Origin of the sequence: Variovorax sp. H27-G14 (assembly GCF_046156345.1) — a bacterium.
GTDB lineage: Bacteria > Pseudomonadota > Gammaproteobacteria > Burkholderiales > Burkholderiaceae_C > Variovorax.
Genome location: NZ_JAYLVN010000021.1, coordinates 17833 through 34754 on the forward strand (window position 1 = coordinate 17833; position 16922 = coordinate 34754).

General features: G+C 67.7%; 16 protein-coding genes. 4 read left to right on the top strand and 12 right to left on the bottom strand.

What is annotated here, in order from left to right:
- Window positions 1-129 precede the first annotated feature (129 nt).
- Window positions 130-1521: a PLP-dependent aminotransferase family protein gene (locus VLK31_RS30700; RefSeq protein WP_409172267.1), complete on the top strand. Its 1392-nt coding sequence runs from the start codon at window positions 130-132 to the stop codon at window positions 1519-1521.
- Here VLK31_RS30700 and VLK31_RS30705 read toward each other — a convergent pair.
- The 4 genes from VLK31_RS30705 to VLK31_RS30720 all read right to left on the bottom strand — a co-directional run bounded on the left by VLK31_RS30705 (window position 1511) and on the right by VLK31_RS30720 (window position 5580).
- Window positions 1511-2299, bottom strand: a complete 789-nt coding sequence (locus VLK31_RS30705) for a crotonase/enoyl-CoA hydratase family protein (RefSeq protein ID WP_409172268.1) — start codon at window positions 2297-2299, stop codon at window positions 1511-1513. The two genes, VLK31_RS30700 and VLK31_RS30705, sit on opposite strands and share 11 nt — an antisense overlap.
- Window positions 2300-2400: 101 nt before the next feature.
- Window positions 2401-3654, bottom strand: a complete 1254-nt coding sequence (locus VLK31_RS30710) for an amidohydrolase family protein (protein WP_409172269.1) — start codon at window positions 3652-3654, stop codon at window positions 2401-2403.
- The gene (locus tag VLK31_RS30715) at window positions 3651-4196 is read right to left on the bottom strand and encodes a GAF domain-containing protein (protein WP_409172270.1); all 546 of its coding nucleotides are present in this window, start codon (window positions 4194-4196) and stop codon (window positions 3651-3653) included. Before VLK31_RS30715 ends, VLK31_RS30710 begins: the two co-directional genes overlap by 4 nt.
- Window positions 4197-4212: 16 nt before the next feature.
- Entirely contained in the window at window positions 4213-5580 is a 1368-nt protein-coding gene (locus tag VLK31_RS30720) for an MFS transporter (RefSeq protein WP_409172271.1), read from the bottom strand.
- A 163-nt stretch (window positions 5581-5743) separates the two neighbouring features.
- Between VLK31_RS30720 and VLK31_RS30725 the strand changes: the two genes are divergently transcribed.
- Window positions 5744-6661 (top strand): LysR substrate-binding domain-containing protein, encoded by a 918-nt coding sequence (locus tag VLK31_RS30725; protein WP_409172272.1) that lies wholly within the window; start codon window positions 5744-5746, stop codon window positions 6659-6661.
- A 1-nt stretch (window position 6662) separates the two neighbouring features.
- Here VLK31_RS30725 and VLK31_RS30730 read toward each other — a convergent pair whose 3' ends face one another.
- The 4 genes from VLK31_RS30730 to VLK31_RS30745 form a co-directional block, all read right to left on the bottom strand.
- Window positions 6663-8474, bottom strand: coding sequence for a feruloyl-CoA synthase (locus tag VLK31_RS30730; RefSeq protein WP_409172273.1), 1812 nt, complete (start codon window positions 8472-8474; stop codon window positions 6663-6665).
- A gap of 306 nt (window positions 8475-8780) precedes the next feature.
- Window positions 8781-9746 carry a 3-hydroxyacyl-CoA dehydrogenase NAD-binding domain-containing protein gene (locus VLK31_RS30735; protein WP_409172274.1) on the bottom strand — a complete coding sequence of 322 codons (966 nt, stop codon included), beginning with the start codon at window positions 9744-9746 and terminating at the stop codon, window positions 8781-8783.
- A complete protein-coding gene (locus VLK31_RS30740; RefSeq protein WP_409172275.1) occupies window positions 9743-10960 on the bottom strand; it encodes an ABC transporter substrate-binding protein in 1218 nt (405 codons plus the stop codon). Before VLK31_RS30740 ends, VLK31_RS30735 begins: the two co-directional genes overlap by 4 nt.
- Before the next feature lie 50 nt (window positions 10961-11010).
- Window positions 11011-11931 (bottom strand): 3-keto-5-aminohexanoate cleavage protein, encoded by a 921-nt coding sequence (locus VLK31_RS30745; protein WP_409172276.1) that lies wholly within the window; start codon window positions 11929-11931, stop codon window positions 11011-11013.
- 184 nt (window positions 11932-12115) lie between these two features.
- On the opposite strand from VLK31_RS30745, the gene VLK31_RS30750 reads away from it, so the two are divergent.
- Both VLK31_RS30750 and VLK31_RS30755 read left to right on the top strand, forming a co-directional pair.
- On the top strand, window positions 12116-12496 hold the full coding sequence (locus VLK31_RS30750) for a DUF1090 domain-containing protein (RefSeq protein WP_409172277.1): 381 nt from the start codon (window positions 12116-12118) through the stop codon (window positions 12494-12496).
- A 37-nt stretch (window positions 12497-12533) separates the two neighbouring features.
- Window positions 12534-13244, top strand: coding sequence for a Crp/Fnr family transcriptional regulator (locus tag VLK31_RS30755; protein ID WP_409172278.1), 711 nt, complete (start codon window positions 12534-12536; stop codon window positions 13242-13244).
- 251 nt (window positions 13245-13495) lie between these two features.
- Here the strand turns inward: VLK31_RS30755 and VLK31_RS30760 are convergent, their stop codons facing one another.
- The 4 genes from VLK31_RS30760 to VLK31_RS30775 all read right to left on the bottom strand — a co-directional run bounded on the left by VLK31_RS30760 (window position 13496) and on the right by VLK31_RS30775 (window position 16914).
- The gene (locus tag VLK31_RS30760) at window positions 13496-14197 is read right to left on the bottom strand and encodes an ABC transporter ATP-binding protein (RefSeq protein WP_409172279.1); all 702 of its coding nucleotides are present in this window, start codon (window positions 14195-14197) and stop codon (window positions 13496-13498) included.
- The gene (locus VLK31_RS30765) at window positions 14197-14946 is read right to left on the bottom strand and encodes an ABC transporter ATP-binding protein (protein WP_409172280.1); all 750 of its coding nucleotides are present in this window, start codon (window positions 14944-14946) and stop codon (window positions 14197-14199) included. Before VLK31_RS30765 ends, VLK31_RS30760 begins: the two co-directional genes overlap by 1 nt.
- A 139-nt stretch (window positions 14947-15085) precedes the next feature.
- Window positions 15086-16045, bottom strand: coding sequence for a branched-chain amino acid ABC transporter permease (locus tag VLK31_RS30770; RefSeq protein WP_409172281.1), 960 nt, complete (start codon window positions 16043-16045; stop codon window positions 15086-15088).
- The gene (locus VLK31_RS30775; RefSeq protein WP_409172282.1) at window positions 16042-16914 is read right to left on the bottom strand and encodes a branched-chain amino acid ABC transporter permease; all 873 of its coding nucleotides are present in this window, start codon (window positions 16912-16914) and stop codon (window positions 16042-16044) included. The genes VLK31_RS30770 and VLK31_RS30775 overlap by 4 nt, the downstream gene beginning before the upstream one ends.
- Window positions 16915-16922: the final 8 nt, after the last annotated feature.

Consider the following 16922-nt stretch of genomic DNA (forward strand, 5'->3'; position numbering starts at 1 on the left):
CGGGAGAGTTCGGAAAGGTTGGGGAGCGTGCAATTTAGGCCCGCTGTACCGCTGGCGGAAGGCACAGTTTGTCGGGACAGTGCGGACAGTGGGTCGCTTCGCGCATGTGCTGTGTCACAGTCGAAACCCATGACGACCATTGCAGATTCGCTCGCCAGCACCCTCGAACGCCAGATTGCCAGCGGTGCCTACAAGGCCGGAGACAAGCTGCCGTCGCTGCGCGAACTGGCCCAGTTGCACCACTACGCGAAGAACACCGTGGTGGCCGCCTTCGAGCTGCTGGTGGCGCGCGGGCTGGTGGAACCGCGGCGCGGCTCGGGCTACTTCGTGCTGGCGCAGCGCAAGGCCGCCAAGCCGGCGGACGAAGACGCGGGCAGCCTCGGCCGCGCAATGGACATCGTGTGGCTCATGCGCGAGCAGCTCAAGACGCAGCCCGACGCGGTGGCGGTGGGCGACGGTTTTCCGCCGGTCGAATGGCTGGCCGACGTGCGGCTGGACAAGTACCACCCCAAGGTGGTTCGCACGGGGCTTGGTGCGCTGTTTCGCTATGGCAGCCGCTTCGGCTATGCACCGCTGCGCGACCACCTGGTGCGCAAGCTGGCCGACTTCGGCATTGGCGCGGAGCCGCGGCAGATCGTGCTCACCCACGGCGCCAACGAGGCGATGGACATCGTCATTCGCTACTTCGTGCCGCCCGGCGGCAAGGTGCTGGTGGACGACCCCGGCTACTACCCGCTGTTCGGCAAGCTCAAGCTCGCGGGCGCGCAGATGCTGGCCGTGCCGCGCCTGGCCGACGGGCCCAACCTGGAGGCGCTGGAGCGCCTGCTCATCGCCGAACGCCCGCGCCTGTTCTTCACGCAGTCGATCGCGCACAACCCCACGGGCTCCGACATTTCACCGGCCAAGGCCTTTCGCGTGCTTCAGCTGGCGCAGAAGCACGACCTGCTGATCGTGGAGAACGACCCGCTGGCCGACTTCAAGCCCACGTCGTTGCCGCGCCTGGCCGCGCTCGACCAGCTGGAGCGCACCATCTACATCGGCAGCTTCTCCAAGTCGTTCTCGGCGGCGCTGCGCGTGGGCTTCATCGCTTGCGGTGCCGACCTGGCGAGCGACCTGGCCGACCTGAAGGCGCTGATTCATGTGAGCAGCTCGGAGTACTGCGAGCGCACGGTCGACGTCATCCTGAGCGAGGGCCACTACCAGCGGCACCTGAACCGTCTGCAGACGCGCCTGGGCGAGGCCACGCGCAATGCCATCAAGCTGTTCGAGTCGGTCGATGCGGAGGTGTTCGCGCGCACCCCGCAGTCGCTCTATGTGTGGGCGGCGCTGCCCGGCGTGGCCGACTCGCTGGCTTTTGCGAAGGAGCTGCTGCCGCGCAAGATCGTGATGGCGCCGGGGCGCATCTTCAGCGTCGATTCGACGCAGGTCTCGCGCTGGTCGCGCTTCAATGTCGGCGCCATGGCCGACCCGCGCTTTGCGAAGGCACTGCGCCTGGCGCTGCGCAAGCGCGTCAGCGACTGACGCTGAAATTGCCGTGGCGCCCCGCGCCCGCGGCAAAGCGCGCGGCGCCGCGCTCGCCTTCGGCAAAGACGATCGGCACGCCGTGCGCGCCTTCGCTGCGCAGCGCCTCGGCCAGCGGCAAGCTCCACTGCGCATAGGCCGACGCGCGGTCGGCCAGCATGCATTGCTGCGGGAACGCCGCAATCTCATGCGCCAGTTGCTGCGCCGCGGCCAGCGCGCCACCGGGCGGCGTGGTGCGGTTCACCAGGCCCATGGCCAGTGCTTCCGCCGCGCCCACCGGCCGGCCCGTAAGAATCAGGTCGAGCGCGCGCGCCATGCCCACGGTGCGCGGCAGGCGCACCGTGCCGCCGTCGATCAGGGGCACGCCCCAGCGGCGGCAGAACACGCCGAGCACCGCGTCGTCGTCGGCCACGCGCAGGTCGGCCAGCAGCGCCAGCTCCAGACCGCCGGCCACCGCGTAGCCGTTGATGGCGGCAATCAGCGGCTTGGACAGCGCCATGCGCGTCGGCCCCATCGGGCCGCTGCCGCCGCCTTCGGGGTCGAGCAGGTTGCGCTGCGCGGGGTCGGCCACGGCGGCCAGATCGGCGCCCGCGCAGAAGTGGCCGCCGGTGCCTGTGAGCACCGCCACGCGCAGCGCGTCGTCGGCCTCGAAGCGCTCGAAGGCCGCCAGCAACTCGGCGGCCATGGGGCCGTTGACCGCATTGCGCTTGTCCGGGCGGTTCAGGCTGATGGTGCAGACCGTGCGGTCTGTGGCGAAGGTCACGTGGTGTGGGGTCATGGCGCGGCTTCCTTCGGCCTGAAACTACAGCGTTCCGTCACCCCTCGCAATCATGGAAACCGTGGCCCTGCCGCTTGATGCGCAGCGCCGCGGCGATGGCGTCACGCCAGTTCGTCGAACTGGACCACGCCTTCCTTCATCACCAGCGGAATGTGTTCGCCCTGTCCCAGCAGGCAGTTGATGTCGCGCAGCGGATTGCCGTCGACCACCAGAATGTCGGCCAGCGCACCAGGCACCAGCCGGCCCAGCTTGTCGGCCATGCCCAGCACCTCGGCGCCGACGGTGGTGGCGCTGGCGATGGCCTCGGCCGGCGAGAGCACGTCGGCGCGCAGGCGGAACTCGTCGCTCTGCAGCCGCTGCGACTCGCCCAGCAGGTCGGAGCCGAAGCCCATCTTCACGCCGGCTGCCTTGTAGATTTCCAGCGAGCGCAGGCCGGCCTCGCGCACATCGGCCACCTTGGCCACGCTCTCCTTGGGCAGGCCGAAGCTTTCGCCCTCGTTGGCCAGCGCGTCGTAGGTGACCAGCGTGGGCACCACATAGGCGCCCAGCTCGGCCATCAGCGCGGCCGTGGGCGCATCCACCAGGTTGCCGTGCTCGATGGTGCGCACGCCGCAGCGCACGGCCCGCGAGATGGCCTGGGCGGTGTAGGCGTGCGCCATCACGTAGGTGCCGCGCGAGCGGGCTTCCTCGACGATGGCGCGGATCTCGTCCTCGCAGTAGCCGAAGGCGCCCACCGGGTCGGTCGGCGAGGCCACGCCGCCGGAGGCCATGATCTTGATCTGGTCCGCGCCCATCTGCAGTTCTTCGCGCACCGCGCGGCGCACCGCATCGACACCGTCCACCACGCGCGCCAGCGCACCCACGCGCACGCAGGTGGGGCAGGGTGCGTTCGGGTCCAGAAAGTCGGTGCGCGCGCGCATGTCGCCGTGCCCGCCGGTCTGGCTCAGCGCCCGCCCCGAGACGAACAGCCGCGGCCCCTGCGCCAGGCCTGATTCCACCGCCTGCTTGAACGCGAAGCCCGCGCCCCCCGCATCGCGCACCGTGGTGAAGCCGCGGCGCAGCATGCCGCGCAGCATGGGCACGCTGCGCAGCGTGATGAGCACGTTGGGCATGTGCACCTGCCGCGAGAGGTTGAGCTCCACCGCAATCACATGCACATGCAGGTCGATCAGCCCGGGCATCACCGTCTTGCCCTTCACGTCGATGACCCAGGCGGTGCTGCTGTGCAGCGGCTTGTCGGACACCTCGCGCACCAGGCCCTGTTCCACCAGGATGTCGTGGCCTTCCAGCAGCTCGCCGCGCAGCGGGTCGAGCAGGTTCGCGTTCTTGAAGAGGACCGTCGTGTTCGTCGTCATGCCTGGGGCTCCTTCGTTTGTTGCGCCGTCACTGTCGTCATGGCCGGCATGGCCGTCAGGGCCATCACCGCCGGCACCGCCAGCTGCGCGAACACGCGCGCCAGCTCCACATGCCCGGTGCCGTACCAGTTCTCCTCATGCAGCATGTTGAGCGTGCCCAGCGTCTCGCCCTGCCAGCGCAGCGGAATGTTCAGCACGCTGCGACAACCCAGCGACTCGATGAGCTCGTGGTCGTAGAACACCTCGCGCAGGTCGCCGGCGGTGCGCCCGATGTAGGGCAGGCCGCGCTGCATCACCTGCTGCATCCAGGGCGAATCGGTGATGGGCTTGCGCCCGCCCACCGGGTAGGCCTCGCGCATGTTGGTGTACACGCGCTCCGACTCGCGCGCCGCGCGGTGGTGAACCAGTATGGTGAACAGCCGGTGGCCGATGGTCGATGCCACCGCCTTGTCGATGGCGTCGAAGGTGGCTTGCGGCTGCGTGGTGTCGGCATGGGCGCGTGCCACGGCCGAGAGGGAATCTTCAAGAGAGCTTGGCTGCATGAGTGGATGTCGAAGGTCAGGAGAGTTCGTTGGCCGCAATGTCTTCCAGTGAGCGGCCGCGCGTGGGAATGCCCATGAACGTGACGGCCGCCGCGCCCAGCAGCAGCACCGCCGTCGTCATGCCGAACACGCCCGCGAAGCCCGCGGTCGGGTAGATCACGCCCACCAGAATTGGCGCCGTGATGCCGCCGATGCGTCCGATGGCCGATGCCAGGCCGGAGCCCGTTGCGCGCACTTGGGTGGGAAACACTTCGGGCGTGTAGGCGTACACACCCGCATAGGTGCCGTTCATGAAGAACGACAGCAGCACGCCCGCGACCATGATCTGAGCGTCGCTGTGCGTGAAGGCCAGCCCCAGCGCGCAGAGCCCGCCCAGCAGCATGTAGCTCACGATGGTGGCCTGGCGGCCGATGCGCTCGTTGAACCAGGCCGCCGAAAAGAAGCCGGGAATCTGCGCGACGTACATCACCAGCGAATAGCCGAAGCTCTTGGTGATCGTCATGCCGTTCTGAATCAGCAGGCTCGGAATCCAGGTGAAGAAAGAGTAGTAGCTGAAGGTGATCGACAGCCACATCAGCCAGGTCATGGTGCTGATGCGGATGAGCTTGGCGCTGACCAGCGTGGCGTAGTTCTTCACCAGGCTGCCGCGGCTGGTGCTGGGCGGGGGCGCGGCCACGTCCTCGGCGTTGAGTGAGGGCAGGGCGCCGCCGTTGCGCACGTGCGCGGCCTCCATGGTGTCCATGATGGCCTGTGCCTCGTTCACCCGGCCTTGGCTTTCGAGCCAGCGCGGCGACTCCGGCAGCGCCCGGCGCCACCACAGCAGCAGCACCACGGGCGTGGCGGTGATGAAGATGACGACGCGCCAGCCTTCTGCAAACGCCGGCACGATGAAGTAGCCCAGCAAGGCCGCGGCCACGAAGCCGAACGAGAAGAAGCCCGCCAGCGCGCCCGTGAAAGTGCCGCGGTAGCGCCGCGCCACAAACTCCGACAGGTAGGGCGCGATGATGGCGCTCTCCGCCCCGGCGCCGAAGCCCGCCACGATGCGCAGGCCAAGAAAGACCGTCCAGTCGTTGACCATGCCGCTGAAGAGCGAGGCCACGCAATAGATCGCCAGCGCCGTCATCATCACCTTGCGCCGCCCGATCAGGTCGCCGCAGGAGCCGGCCGCCAGCGCACCGAAGAAAAAGCCGATGAAGTTCGCGCTGGCCAGCACGCCGATCTGCACGCTGCTCAGCCCCCATTGGGTGCGCAGCACCGGCAGCACGAAGGCGATCACCGCGGCGTCCATTGCGTCGAAGGTGTAGCCCAGGCCTCCCATCAACAGCAGCCGGCGGTGAAAGCCGGAGAAGGGGAGGCGCTCGATGCGAGCCGACAGCATGGTCATGTGATTTCCCTCGACGACGGTGTGAATCCAGGAGCGCAAAGAACGCAAAAAGCCAGGCAATGGCGGCCTGCATGGCCGTTGCGCCAGATCGTAGGATCGACGGGTTATCACGACAAATTTATACTGCCAATTGTGTTTATTGACCGTGTGAATGGTTGTGCAAATGAACTACCGCGCCGCCGACCTCAACCTGCTGAAGGTGTTCGAGGCCCTCATGACCGAAGGCAACGTCACGCGCGCCGCCCACAAGCTCTCGCTGACGCAGCCCACGGTCAGCAATGCATTGCGCCGGTTGCGCGAAACCTTCGACGACCCGTTGTTCGTGCGCAGCGGCGCGGGCGTCAACCCGACGCGCCGCGCCATCGACCTGTGGGAGCCGCTGTCGCAGTCGCTGCATGCGATTCGCGGCACGCTCGACGGCGGCAGCTTCGATGCGCTGCGCAGCACCGCCAGCCTGGGCATTGCGATGTCCGACTACGTGGCCAGCATCGTGGTGCCGCGGCTGGTGAGCAAGCTCAGCAAGGCGGCGCCCTCGATGCAGATCCACGCGATTCCCAACACGCTGGTGGACTTCGACAAGGTGCTCACCGACAACAAGGCCGACTTTGCGATCAGCGTCTACAACGAGGAGGTGCGTCGCCCCGCGTTCCTCAAGTCGCGCGCGCTGTGGTCGCCCGACTTCGTGTGCGTGATGCGCACCGGGCATCCGCTGGCGCGCGCCGACCGGATTCCGCTGAAGAAATTTCTGACCGCGCGCCATGTGGACGTGAGCCTGGTCGGCAAGACCACGCCCACCTACGATCTCTTTCTGCACAGCCGCGGCCTGCAGCGCAACCTGGTCGCCACGGTGAACCACTACGGCGCGGCCTACGAGGTGGTGCGCCGCTCCGACCTGATCGCGGTGCTGCCGTGGTCCGAGAAATTCGAGCCCTCGCGCCTGACGGGCCTGCGCCGCATGCCGGTGCCGCTGGAGGCGCCGCCGCGCATCATCGAACTGTTCTGGCACCAGCGCCACGAAACCTCGGCGCTGCACCTGTGGGTGAAGAACACGCTGCTGGCGCTGTTCGAGCAGCCGTCCTGATTCAACTGCCCGGGCGCACCACTTGCGTGTCGCCGGCGGTGCGCGCATGCAGCCGCGCCACGTCGGCTGCGCGCCGCGTGAGCACCGCGCGCTGGTTGATGTAGCCCTTGTCGGTGATCTCGCCCGCGTCCAGGTTCGGCGGCTCGGCCAGCACCAGCGCGCAGGCCGGGCACTGCGAGGAGCCCGCGCCGTCGTCGCGCAACGCACGCAGCACGCCGGCAATGCGCTCGCCCAGCGCCTCGGGCGACAGGGCAGCAGCCTGCGGGCTGGGGAACACCAGCATGCCGATCTCGTCGCGGTCGTGGCCGGTGAGCACCACGTCCTGCACGAGCGGTGCCAGCAGCGACACCAGCTTCACGCGCAGCGTGCCCACCGACACCCAGGTGCCGCTGGAGAGCTTGAAGTCTTCCGCCACGCGCCCATTGAAAATCACGCCGTGCGTGGGCTCCAGCGGGTCGGCCAGAAAGCCCGCATCGCCGATGCGGTAGTAGCCCTCTTCGTCGAAGGCCGCGGCTGTTTCGCGCGGTGCATCGCGGTAGCCCGGGAACACAGAGACGCCCTTCACCCGCATCTCCAGCTTCTCTCCGTTGGGCACGAACTTCAGCTCCAGCCCCGGCAGCGGCGCACCGATGCAACCCGCGCCGTCGAGCTTCCAGTGCGCGGAGGTGATCGCGGGCGAGGTTTCGGTCGCGCCCCATGACGTGGTGAGCCACAGCGGGCGCGCGGGCCGCACGCGCTGGGCCACCGCTTCGAGCCGTTGCCAGGTCGAGGGTGCAAGCGCCGCCGCCGCGTAGAAGGCCAGCCGCAGGCGCGAGAACACTTCGGTGGCCAGTGCGTCGTCTGCTTCCAGGAAGGGCAGCAGCATGTCGAAGCCGCGCGGCACGTTGAACAACAGCGTGGGCTTCACCTCGCGCAGGTTGCGCACGGTTTTCTCGATGAGGCCGGGCGCGGGCCGGCCTTCGTCGATGTACAGCGCCCCGCCATGGCACAGCACCATGTGCAGGTTGTGGTTGGCGCCGAAGGTGTGGCTCCAGGGCAGCCAGTCGACCAGCACCGGCTTTTCCTGCGTGAGAAAGCGCCAGGTCTGCGCCATCATCTGCTGGTTGGCGCACAGCATGCGGTGCGTGTTGATGACGACCTTGGGCTTGCCGGTGGAGCCGGAGGTCAGCAGGTATTTGGCATGCGTGTCGGGCAGCACGTCGGCAAAGGCGGCCATGACGGCGGGTGTTTCCTCGGCCGCGAGCAGGCGGGCGAATGGCAGCGCACCGGGATGCGCGTCGGCATTGCGGCTGAACACGGTGACGGCCTCCACGCCACAGCCGGCCAGCGAGGCGCCGTACACCTTGGAGTCCGACGCATAGATCAGCCCGGGCTGCAGTGCCTGCAGCATGCCGTGCAGGCGCGACGGGTCTTTGGCCATGCGCGAATAGGCGCTCGACAGCGAGCATGCAGTGCGCCCGATGTGCATGGTGGCCAGCATGAGCACGGCATGGTCGATGGCGTTGTCCGACAGGATCACCACGGGCTTGCCTGCGGGCAGGTTCATGTCGAGCAGCGCCTGCGCTACCGCGCCGACTGCCTGGCGCAGTGCGCGGTAGTCGAGCTTGCGCCAGCCTTCGCCTGTTTCGTCGCGTTCCGCGAAGGCCAGTGCGTCAGGCGTTTCGCTTGCCCAACGTTCCAGCCATTCGCCGATGCAACGTGCGTAAGGCTTCAACGCGATCGGCGAACGCAGCGCGAAGGAGCCGTCGTCGAAGTCGATGCGCAGCGTGCGGGGTGGGGCCATCAGGCTTTCGTCTTGAAGGAAGTCTGTCATTTGGTGTTCCGGGTTTTTGTTCAGGGCGCGTGCACAGGCCATCGGGTACTCCCCTCCGCGAATGTCCCCCGGCCTGCGGCCTCCTCCTTTATTTCGCTGCGGGGAGTACCCGATGCCCTGTGCACGAGGGCACGCTCTGGGTGATCGCGCGATCAACCACTGCTCTGAAAACGCACACGCCGATGGAGTGCCTTGCGCAGCGAAATAAAGGAGGAGGGCGAAGCCCGGGGGACATTCGCGGAGCAAGGTACCCCGTCGGCGTGGGCGCTGCCCTGAACGAGGCACCGAGCGCACAACAGCGCCCAATCAGTCGAGCTTGCCGCTAGCGGCCTTGGCGCGAATCAGGTTTAACAGCAGGGTGTCCCGGGCAGATTCCAGGTCTGAAGTGCGGCGCGTGCCCAGTTCCTCGGCCACGCCTTCTGCCACCTTCTGCTTGAGCGCGTCAGTCATCAGCGGCGCACCCAGGTCCTTCCACCAGTCCTCGATCGGCCCGCCCAGGTGCGCGAGCACATGCGCGATGCCGCCCGCACCACCCGACAGGTGCAGGTTCATGAACGGGCCCATCACGGCCCAGCGCAGGCCGGGTCCGTGCGCAATGGCCGTGTCGATGTCTGCCACGCTGGCCACGCCTTCGTTCACCAGGTGAAAGGCCTCGCGCCACAACGCCGCCTGCAGCCGGTTCGCGATGTGGCCCTTGACCTCGCGCTTCACATGGATCGGCCGCTTGCCGATGGCCGCATAGAACGCCATCGTGCGTTCGATGGTGTCGGCCGACGTCTGCTCGCCACCGATCACCTCCACCAGCGGAATCAGGTGCGGCGGGTTGAACGGATGCCCCAGCACCACGCGCTGCGGATGCGCGCAGCCCGACTGCACTCCGCTGATGGCCAGGCCCGACGAGCTTGACGCCAGGATGGTGTCCGGCGGCGCCGCCGCGTCCATGCGGCGGAACAGGTCGATCTTGAAGTCCATGCGCTCAGGGCCGTTCTCCTGCACGAAGTCGGCGACGGACACGGCGTCTTCCAGACTGTCGTGAAAACGCAGCCGGTCGAGCGACGCGCCTGCCACCAGACCGAAGCGTTCCAGCGTCGGCCAGTGCTGCGCCACCGCTTCGCGCACCCGCTGCTCCGCGCCGGGCGACGGGTCGGTCGCGTTCACGTCCAGGCCGTGCGCCAGAAAGTACGCGACCCAACTCGCACCGATCACGCCGGTGCCGACCACCGCCACGCGTTTCACGCTCGAAGAAAAAGAAGAAGGTGCACTGCTGCTCATGTCGACTTCCACCGCGCGCAGCGGCTCTCTGCCTTGGTTGTCCATGCGGCCTCGCCGCGAATCGGCTCGACCACCTTGTAGTAGTCCCACGGCTCCTTCGACTCGGCCGGGGTCTTCACCTGCATCAGGTGCATGTCGTGCACCATCAGCCCGTCGTCGCGCAGCCAGCCGCCCTTGACGAACATGTCATTGAACTTGGTCTTGCGCAGTTGCGCCATCACCTTGTCGGCGTCGTCGCCGCCCGCGGCCTTCACCGCCTGCAGGTACTGCAGCGTGGCCGAGTAGTCGCCGGCGTGGAACGAAGAGGGCATGCGCTTGTGCTTGTCGAAGAAGCGGCGCGCCCACTCGCGCGACTCGGGGCTCTGGTTCCAGTACCAGCTGTCGGTGAGGTACATGCCCTGCGAGGTCTTCAGCCCCAGCGCATGCACGTCGTTGATGGTGATGATCATGCCGGCCAGCTTCATGTTCTTGCTCAGGCCGAACTCCGCCGCCGACTTGATGGCGTTCACCGTGTCGCCGCCCGCGTTGGCCAGCGCCAGCACCTGCGCCTTGGAGCTTTGCGCCTGCAGCATGAACGACGAAAAATCGCTCGCGCCCAGCGGGTGCTTCACCGAGCCCGCCACCGTGCCGCCGCCGGCCAGCACCGTCTTGGTGGCGTCGTTCTGCAGCGCCGCGCCAAAGGCGTAGTCGGCCGCCACGAAGTACCAGCTCTTGCCGCCGGCCTTCACCACCGCGCTGGCCGTGCCGCGCGCCATGGCCACCGTGTCGTAGGCGTAGTGCACCGTGTAGGGCGAGCAGTACTCGTTGGTGAGGCTCGAGGCACCCGAGCCCACCACGAAGTACGGCTTCTTCTTGTCGGCCGCCACGCCCGCCATGGCAATGGCCGCGCCGGAGTTGACGCCGCCGATCAGCATGTCGACCTTCTGCACGTCGAACCACTCGCGCGCCTTGGCCGCGGCAATGTCGGGCTTGTTCTGGTGGTCGGCCGTGAGCAGCTCGATCTTCTTGCCGTCGATGGCACCGCCCATGTCGGCGATGGCCATGCGAATGGCCTCGGCGCCGGCCGGGCCGTCGTAGTCGCGGTACAGGCCCGACATGTCGCTGATGAAGCCGATGCGGATCACGTCGTCGGATACCTGGGCCGAGGCGCCCGTGCCGAAGGCGGCAAAGGCGGCACCCAGCGCAAGGGCCAGTGCGGTGCGGGGAATGGTCATGGGGTCGTCTCTGTTCGTTGTGGTTGTTGTCGTCTTCGTTGCGCCGTGCTTCAGCCCAGCGCAAACTCCGGCCGCGGCGCGCCCACGCGCGGCAGGCCCATGATCTGGCGCGCCTCGGCCGGCGTGGCCACTTCCATGTCGAGCTCGCGAATCACCCGCACGATGCGCTCGGTGAGCTGCACGTTGGTGGCCAGCTCGCCTTGGCGAAAGTACAGGTTGTCTTCCAGCCCCACGCGCGCATGGCCGCCCAGCAGCAGCGCGGCCACGTTGGCCTCCAGCTGCGACATGCCGATGCCGCTCACGCCGAAGATGGCGCCCTTGGGCAGCGTGTCGACCATCATCTGCAGGTTGCGCGGCGAGTAGGGCATCGCGTTCTGAAAGTTGCGGTGCACGTTCATCACCAGGTTGATGAAGTACGGCTCGTCGTCCCAGCCTTCTTCGATGAGCGTGGTGGTGTCCTGCAGGATGTGCGTGGGGCTGAACACCTCCCACTCGGGCTTGATGCCGCGCGCCTTCATGCCGGCGGCGAGTTCGCGGCCCTTGGTGATGGGCGTGTCCATCAGGATCTGCTTGCCCTCGAAGCTCAGGTTGAGCGTGGTGGCGTCCAGCGTGCACATCTCGGCGCCGGCGTCCATGCCCTTGATGCGCTCTTCCCATGCAATTTCCCAGCGGTCGCCGGCCAGCGGCTTCACCATGTCGCCGTGCACGCCGCCGCCGGTGGAGTTGTTGATGACGATGTCGCAGCCGCCCGCGCGAATGCGGGTGTTGATGTCGCGGTACACGTCGGCGTTGCAGGTGGCGCCGTCGTCGGGCCGGCGCGCGTGGATGGCCACCACGCTGGCGCCGGCGTTCCAGCAGCGCAGCGTGTCGGCGGCAATGTCGGCGGGCTGCGTGGGGAGGTGGGGGTTCTGCGACTTGTGCGCCATGCCGCCGGTGGGGGCGATGGTCACGATCACTTTGCGCTTCGACATGGGCGGGTTCCTGTCTGTCTGGATGGCTGTCGGTGGAGGGCTGCCGTTGGGGGCGCTCCATTATTTTTGGGGGCGCCGCCGCACTCAGTCATCGCGACGACATTTGGGGGCAGGGTTTACCTGCGCCGCAGGCTAAAGTGGCCGTTGCCTTTCACTCTTGCGACCTTGCGCAAAAGGAGCATCCATGAAGTTACTGCCTCTGGTTCTGGTGGCCGCCGCCGCACTGACGACGAACTGGGCCGCCGCGCAGCCCGGGCCCAGCGCCAGTTGCGCGGCCAAGCGCGATGCCATCGGCCGCGACATCGACGCGGCCAAGGCCGACGGCCAGACGCAGCGCGTGCGCGGGCTGGAACGTGCGTTGGCCGAAGTGCGCCGCAACTGCAGCGACGCAGGGCTCGCTGCCCAGCACCGCCAGCGCGTGCGCGGCCAGGAGCGCAAGGTGGCCGAGCGCGAGCGCGAACTGCGCGATGCCCAGCGCAAGGGCGACGCCGACAAGGTTGCGCGCCGCGAAGACAAGCTGCGCGAGGCACAGGCCGAGCTGCAGCGCATCAAGGACCTGCCGTGATCGCCGTGATCGCTTTGCCTCGCGCCCCGGGCATTTGATGCCCACGGCCAAGCCCCCGCTTCAATACGCCTCGCTGACCGTCCCGCAGTTGCTGCAGGGCTCGGCCTGGTTCCCGCTGCTCGACGTGGCCGCGGGCGAGCGCGTGCTCGACGAGATGCGCGAGGTCGAAGTGGCGCCCGGCGCCGCGCTGTGCCGGCGCGGCGACACGCCCGCGCACTGGTACGGCACGCTCGAGGGCTTGCTGAAATGGTCGATCACCTCCAGCGACGGGCGCGCGGTGACGCTGGGTGGGCTGTCGGTGGGCAGCTGGTTCGGCGAAGGCACGTTGCTGCGCGCGCTGCCGCGCTCGGCCGACATCATCGCGCTGCGGCCCAGCCGCGTGGCGCAGCTGCCGCTGGACACCTTCGAGTGGCTGCACCGCACGCAGCGCGGCTTCGATCACTTCTTGCTGCAGCAGATCAACGAGCGGCTGCACTGGTTCATGGGCAGCTACGCGGCGCACCGGCTGCTCGATGCCGACAGCCAGGTGGCACGCGCGCTGGCGGGGCTGTTCCACCCGTGGCTGCATCCGGGCAGCGAGCCGCACCTGCAGACCTCGCAGGAGGAAATCGCCAATCTGTCGGGCGTGTCGCGCCAGCGGTGCAATGCGGCTTTGAATCGGTTGAAGGAGGCTGGGTTTCTGCGCATCGAGTACGGGGGGATTACCGTGATCGATCTTGAGGGGCTGCGGCGGTTCATCAGCGAGTGAGGGGGCTTTCACAGCCAAGTCAGAGCGCGGGGGTTGCTCCCTCTCCCGCTTGCGGGAGAGGGTTGGGGTGAGGGCAGCCGCGCTCACTTCAGCGCCGCGCCTCATCGAACGCACCCCCTCACCCTAACCCTCTCCCGCAAGCGGGAGAGGGGACAAGAGGGCCGCGCTGGGGGTTTGCTCCCTCTCCCGCTTGCGGGAGAGGGCTGGGGTGAGGGCAGCGGCGCTCACTTCAGCGCCGCGCCTCATGCGCCTCACACGCCCAGCAACTCTTCCAACGCCTGCGGCTCGCCCAGCAGCTCCGCCGACGCCCCATGCCGCACGATCTGCCCCTTCTCCATCACCACCGCCAGGTCGGTGTGCGCCAGCACCTTGCGGTAGTCGCGGTCGACGATCAGCGTGGCGATGCCGGTTGCGCGAATCTCGCTGATCACGCGCCAGATCTCCGCCACGATCAACGGCGCCAAACCTTCGGTGGCTTCGTCCAGGATCAACAGGCGCGGGTTGGTCATGAGCGCGCGGCCGATCGACAGCATCTGCTGCTCGCCACCTGAGAGCTGCTGGCCGCCGTGCGACAGCCGCTCCGACAGGCGCGGAAAGGTGGCCATCACGCGGTCGAAGGTCCAGGCGCGCCGCCCGTCGATGCCGGCGCGTTCGCTCATCACGAGGTTCTCGCGCACCGACAGGTTGGGGAAGATGCCGCGGCCTTCGGGCACGTAGCCGATGCCCATCCGCGCCATCTTCTCGGGCGGCAGGCCGGTGACGGTGCGCCCGTCGACCTGCACTTCGCCCGACGCAGGGCGCACATAGCCCATGACGGTGCGAATCAGCGTGGTCTTGCCCATGCCGTTGCGCCCGAGCAGCCCGATCGAGGTGGCCGCCGGAATGCCGGCATGCACGCCGCGCAGGATGTGGCTGTTGCCGTAGTAGGTGTTGAGGTCGCGAACGATCAGCATCAGTGTTGCTCCTCGCCCAGGTAGGCGGTGCGCACTTCGGGGTTCTCGCGGATCTGCTGCGGGTTGCCCGTGGCGATGACGGTGCCGTTCACCATCACCGTGATGCGGTCTGCAATGCGGAACACCGCGTCCATGTCGTGCTCCACTAGCAGGATGGCGTGCGTGGCCTTCAGCCGCGCGAGCAGCGTGAGCATCCGGTCGGTTTCTTCGGCGCCCATGCCGGCCAGCGGCTCGTCGAGCAGCAGCACGCGCGGGTTGGTGGCCAGGCACATCGCCACCTCCAGTTGCCGCTGCGCGCCGTGGCTCATGGTGCCGGCGATGCGGTGTGCTTCGTGCGCGAGGCCGGCGGCCTCGAGTGCGGCGTTGGCCGATGCGTTGCTGGTGGCGCAGCGCTGCGACGACTGCCAGATGGCCCACGGCTTGGCGGTGGCGGCCTGCGCGGCAAGGCGGCAGTTTTCGTGCACCGTGAACTCCGGGAAGATGGTCGTGCGCTGGTAGCTGCGGCCCACGCCGTCGCGCGCGCGCTTCGACTGTGCACGGCCGGTGATGTCCACACCGTCGAGCGCGATGCGGCCTTCGGAGGCCTCGATCTCGCCCGACAGCATGTTGATGAGCGTGGACTTGCCGGCACCGTTGGTGCCGATCACGGCGTGCACTTCGCCCACGTGCAGGTCGAGCGTGACGGCGTTCACGGCGGTAAGGCCGCCGAAGCGGCGCGTGAGCTTGTCGACGGAAAGCAATGCGTTCATGGGTTGGCTCCTTCCCCTTCAGGGGGAAGGTTGGGATGGGGGCGAGCGGCCTGTGTGGCCGCGCGGCGCTGGAGGCTGTTGGCCCCCACCCCGGCCCTCCCCCGGGAGGGGAGGGGGCAAGCCAAAAGGCGGGTGCGGGTCATGCGGCCTCCTTCGGCGACAGCCGCTTCACCAGGCCGATCAGCCCCTTGGGCAGCAGCGCCACGAACACGATGATGGTCAGGCCCAGCGTCAGTTGCCAGTGGTCGGCCAGCGGCCCCATCACGGCATGCGTCGAGAAAATCTCCTTGAGCAAAGTGAACGCGATGGCGCCGATCACCGCGCCGCGCAGATGGCCCAGCCCACCCAGGATCACCATCAGCAGCACCTCGCCCGAGTTGTGCCACGCCATCAGCTCCGGGTTGACCACGCCGTCGCGCGCGGCCAGCAGAAAGCCCGCAAGGCCGGCCAGCGCACCCGCCAGCACGAAGGCCGCAAGCTTGTAGCCGTACACCGCAAAGCCGGCCGCGCGCATGCGCTGCTCGTTCACGCGAATGCCCGCCAGCGCCGCGCCAAAGCGCGATCTGCGCACCAGCGCCAGCAGCCCGTAGGTGAACACCAGCGAGCCCAGCACCACGTAGAACAGCACGCTGCGGTTCTCCATGTCGAGCGCGCCGATGGCGGGCCGCACGTACATGTAGATGCCGTCGCTGCCGCCGCCGACCTTGGTGTCGTGGAACACGAAGAACGCCATCTGCGCGAAGGCCAGCGTCACCATGATGAAGTACACGCCGCGCGTGCGCAGGCTCAGTGCGCCCACGAACAGCGCATACAACGCCGCCGCGCCCATGGCCAGCGGCAGCAGCAGCGCGAAGTTGCCGCCTTCGCTGCCCGAGGCCAGCACGGTCACGTAGGCACCAATGCCGTAGAACGCCGCATGGCCCAGGCTCACCAGGCCGGTCATGCCCACCAGCAGCTCCAGGCTCAGCGCGAAGATCGACAGGATCATGATCTTCACGACGAAGTCGGACATGTAGTTGCCCATCAACGGCCCGGCCACGCCCAGGGCAATGGCACACACCACGGGCACGAGGAACGCGCTTTTCTTCATGGCTGTCATTGCCGCTTTCCCATCAGCCCTTCAGGCTTCCAGATGAGCACGATGGCCATCAGCAGATAGATGCCGATGCCGCTCAGGTCCGCGAAGAACACCTTGCCGAAGGTGTCGACGAAGCCCACCAGCAGCGAGGCCACCAGCGCCCCGGTGATCGAGCCGATGCCGCCGATCACCACCAGCACGAAGCAGATGATGAGCACGCTGGCGCCCATGTTGGGGTACACCGAGGACATGGGCGCGGCAATCATGCCGGCCAGTGCCGCCAGCGCCACGCCGGCCGCGAACACGATGCGGTAGAGCCGCTTCACGTCGATGCCCAGCCCGCGCACCATGTCGCGGTTGCTCGCGCCGGCGCGAATCATCATGCCCAGGCGCGTGCGGTTGACCACCCAGTACAGCCCCACCGCCAGCACGATGCAGGCGGCAGATGCGAACAGGCGGTACCACGGGTAGCTCATGACGCTGCCCAGCGCAAAGCTGCCGTCGAGCCATGCGGGCACCTTCACGCCGTGCACGTCGTTGCCCACCAATATGGAGCGCAGCTCCTCGAACACCAGAATGAGCCCGTAGGTCATCAGCACCTGTTGCAGGTGGTCGCGCTGGTAGAGGTAGCTGAAGAAGGCCCACTCCAGCAGGTAGCCGAAGATGGCCGCCAGCACAACGCCGGCCACCAGCATCAGCAGAAACTGGTCGCCGAACAGCGGCGCGAGCGCGAACGCCATGTACGCGCCAATCATGTAGAAGCTGCCGTGGGCGAGGTTGATGACGCCCATGATCCCGAAGATCAGCGTCAGCCCCGAGGCCACGAGAAAGAGCAACAGTCCGTACTGAACGGAGTTCAGGCACTGGACGAGGAAGGTTCCGAAATCCACTGTGTGAT

What these genes read in the sequence shown, in the direction of transcription:
- VLK31_RS30745 (WP_409172276.1), bottom strand. Translation starts at nt 11,931, where the DNA reads ATGTCGAAGCGCAAAGTGATCGTGACCATCGCCCCCACCGGCGGCATG.
- VLK31_RS30700 (WP_409172267.1), top strand. Translation starts at nt 130, where the DNA reads ATGACGACCATTGCAGATTCGCTCGCCAGCACCCTCGAACGCCAGATT.
- VLK31_RS30740 (WP_409172275.1), bottom strand. Translation starts at nt 10,960, where the DNA reads ATGACCATTCCCCGCACCGCACTGGCCCTTGCGCTGGGTGCCGCCTTT.
- VLK31_RS30710 (WP_409172269.1), bottom strand. Translation starts at nt 3,654, where the DNA reads ATGACGACGAACACGACGGTCCTCTTCAAGAACGCGAACCTGCTCGAC.
- VLK31_RS30705 (WP_409172268.1), bottom strand. Translation starts at nt 2,299, where the DNA reads ATGACCCCACACCACGTGACCTTCGCCACAGACCGCACGGTCTGCACC.
- VLK31_RS30750 (WP_409172277.1), top strand. Translation starts at nt 12,116, where the DNA reads ATGAAGTTACTGCCTCTGGTTCTGGTGGCCGCCGCCGCACTGACGACG.
- VLK31_RS30725 (WP_409172272.1), top strand. Translation starts at nt 5,744, where the DNA reads ATGAACTACCGCGCCGCCGACCTCAACCTGCTGAAGGTGTTCGAGGCC.
- VLK31_RS30755 (WP_409172278.1), top strand. Translation starts at nt 12,534, where the DNA reads ATGCCCACGGCCAAGCCCCCGCTTCAATACGCCTCGCTGACCGTCCCG.
- VLK31_RS30760 (WP_409172279.1), bottom strand. Translation starts at nt 14,197, where the DNA reads ATGCTGATCGTTCGCGACCTCAACACCTACTACGGCAACAGCCACATC.
- VLK31_RS30715 (WP_409172270.1), bottom strand. Translation starts at nt 4,196, where the DNA reads ATGCAGCCAAGCTCTCTTGAAGATTCCCTCTCGGCCGTGGCACGCGCC.
- VLK31_RS30735 (WP_409172274.1), bottom strand. Translation starts at nt 9,746, where the DNA reads ATGAGCAGCAGTGCACCTTCTTCTTTTTCTTCGAGCGTGAAACGCGTG.
- VLK31_RS30770 (WP_409172281.1), bottom strand. Translation starts at nt 16,045, where the DNA reads ATGACAGCCATGAAGAAAAGCGCGTTCCTCGTGCCCGTGGTGTGTGCC.
- VLK31_RS30720 (WP_409172271.1), bottom strand. Translation starts at nt 5,580, where the DNA reads ATGACCATGCTGTCGGCTCGCATCGAGCGCCTCCCCTTCTCCGGCTTT.
- VLK31_RS30730 (WP_409172273.1), bottom strand. Translation starts at nt 8,474, where the DNA reads ATGACAGACTTCCTTCAAGACGAAAGCCTGATGGCCCCACCCCGCACG.
- VLK31_RS30765 (WP_409172280.1), bottom strand. Translation starts at nt 14,946, where the DNA reads ATGAACGCATTGCTTTCCGTCGACAAGCTCACGCGCCGCTTCGGCGGC.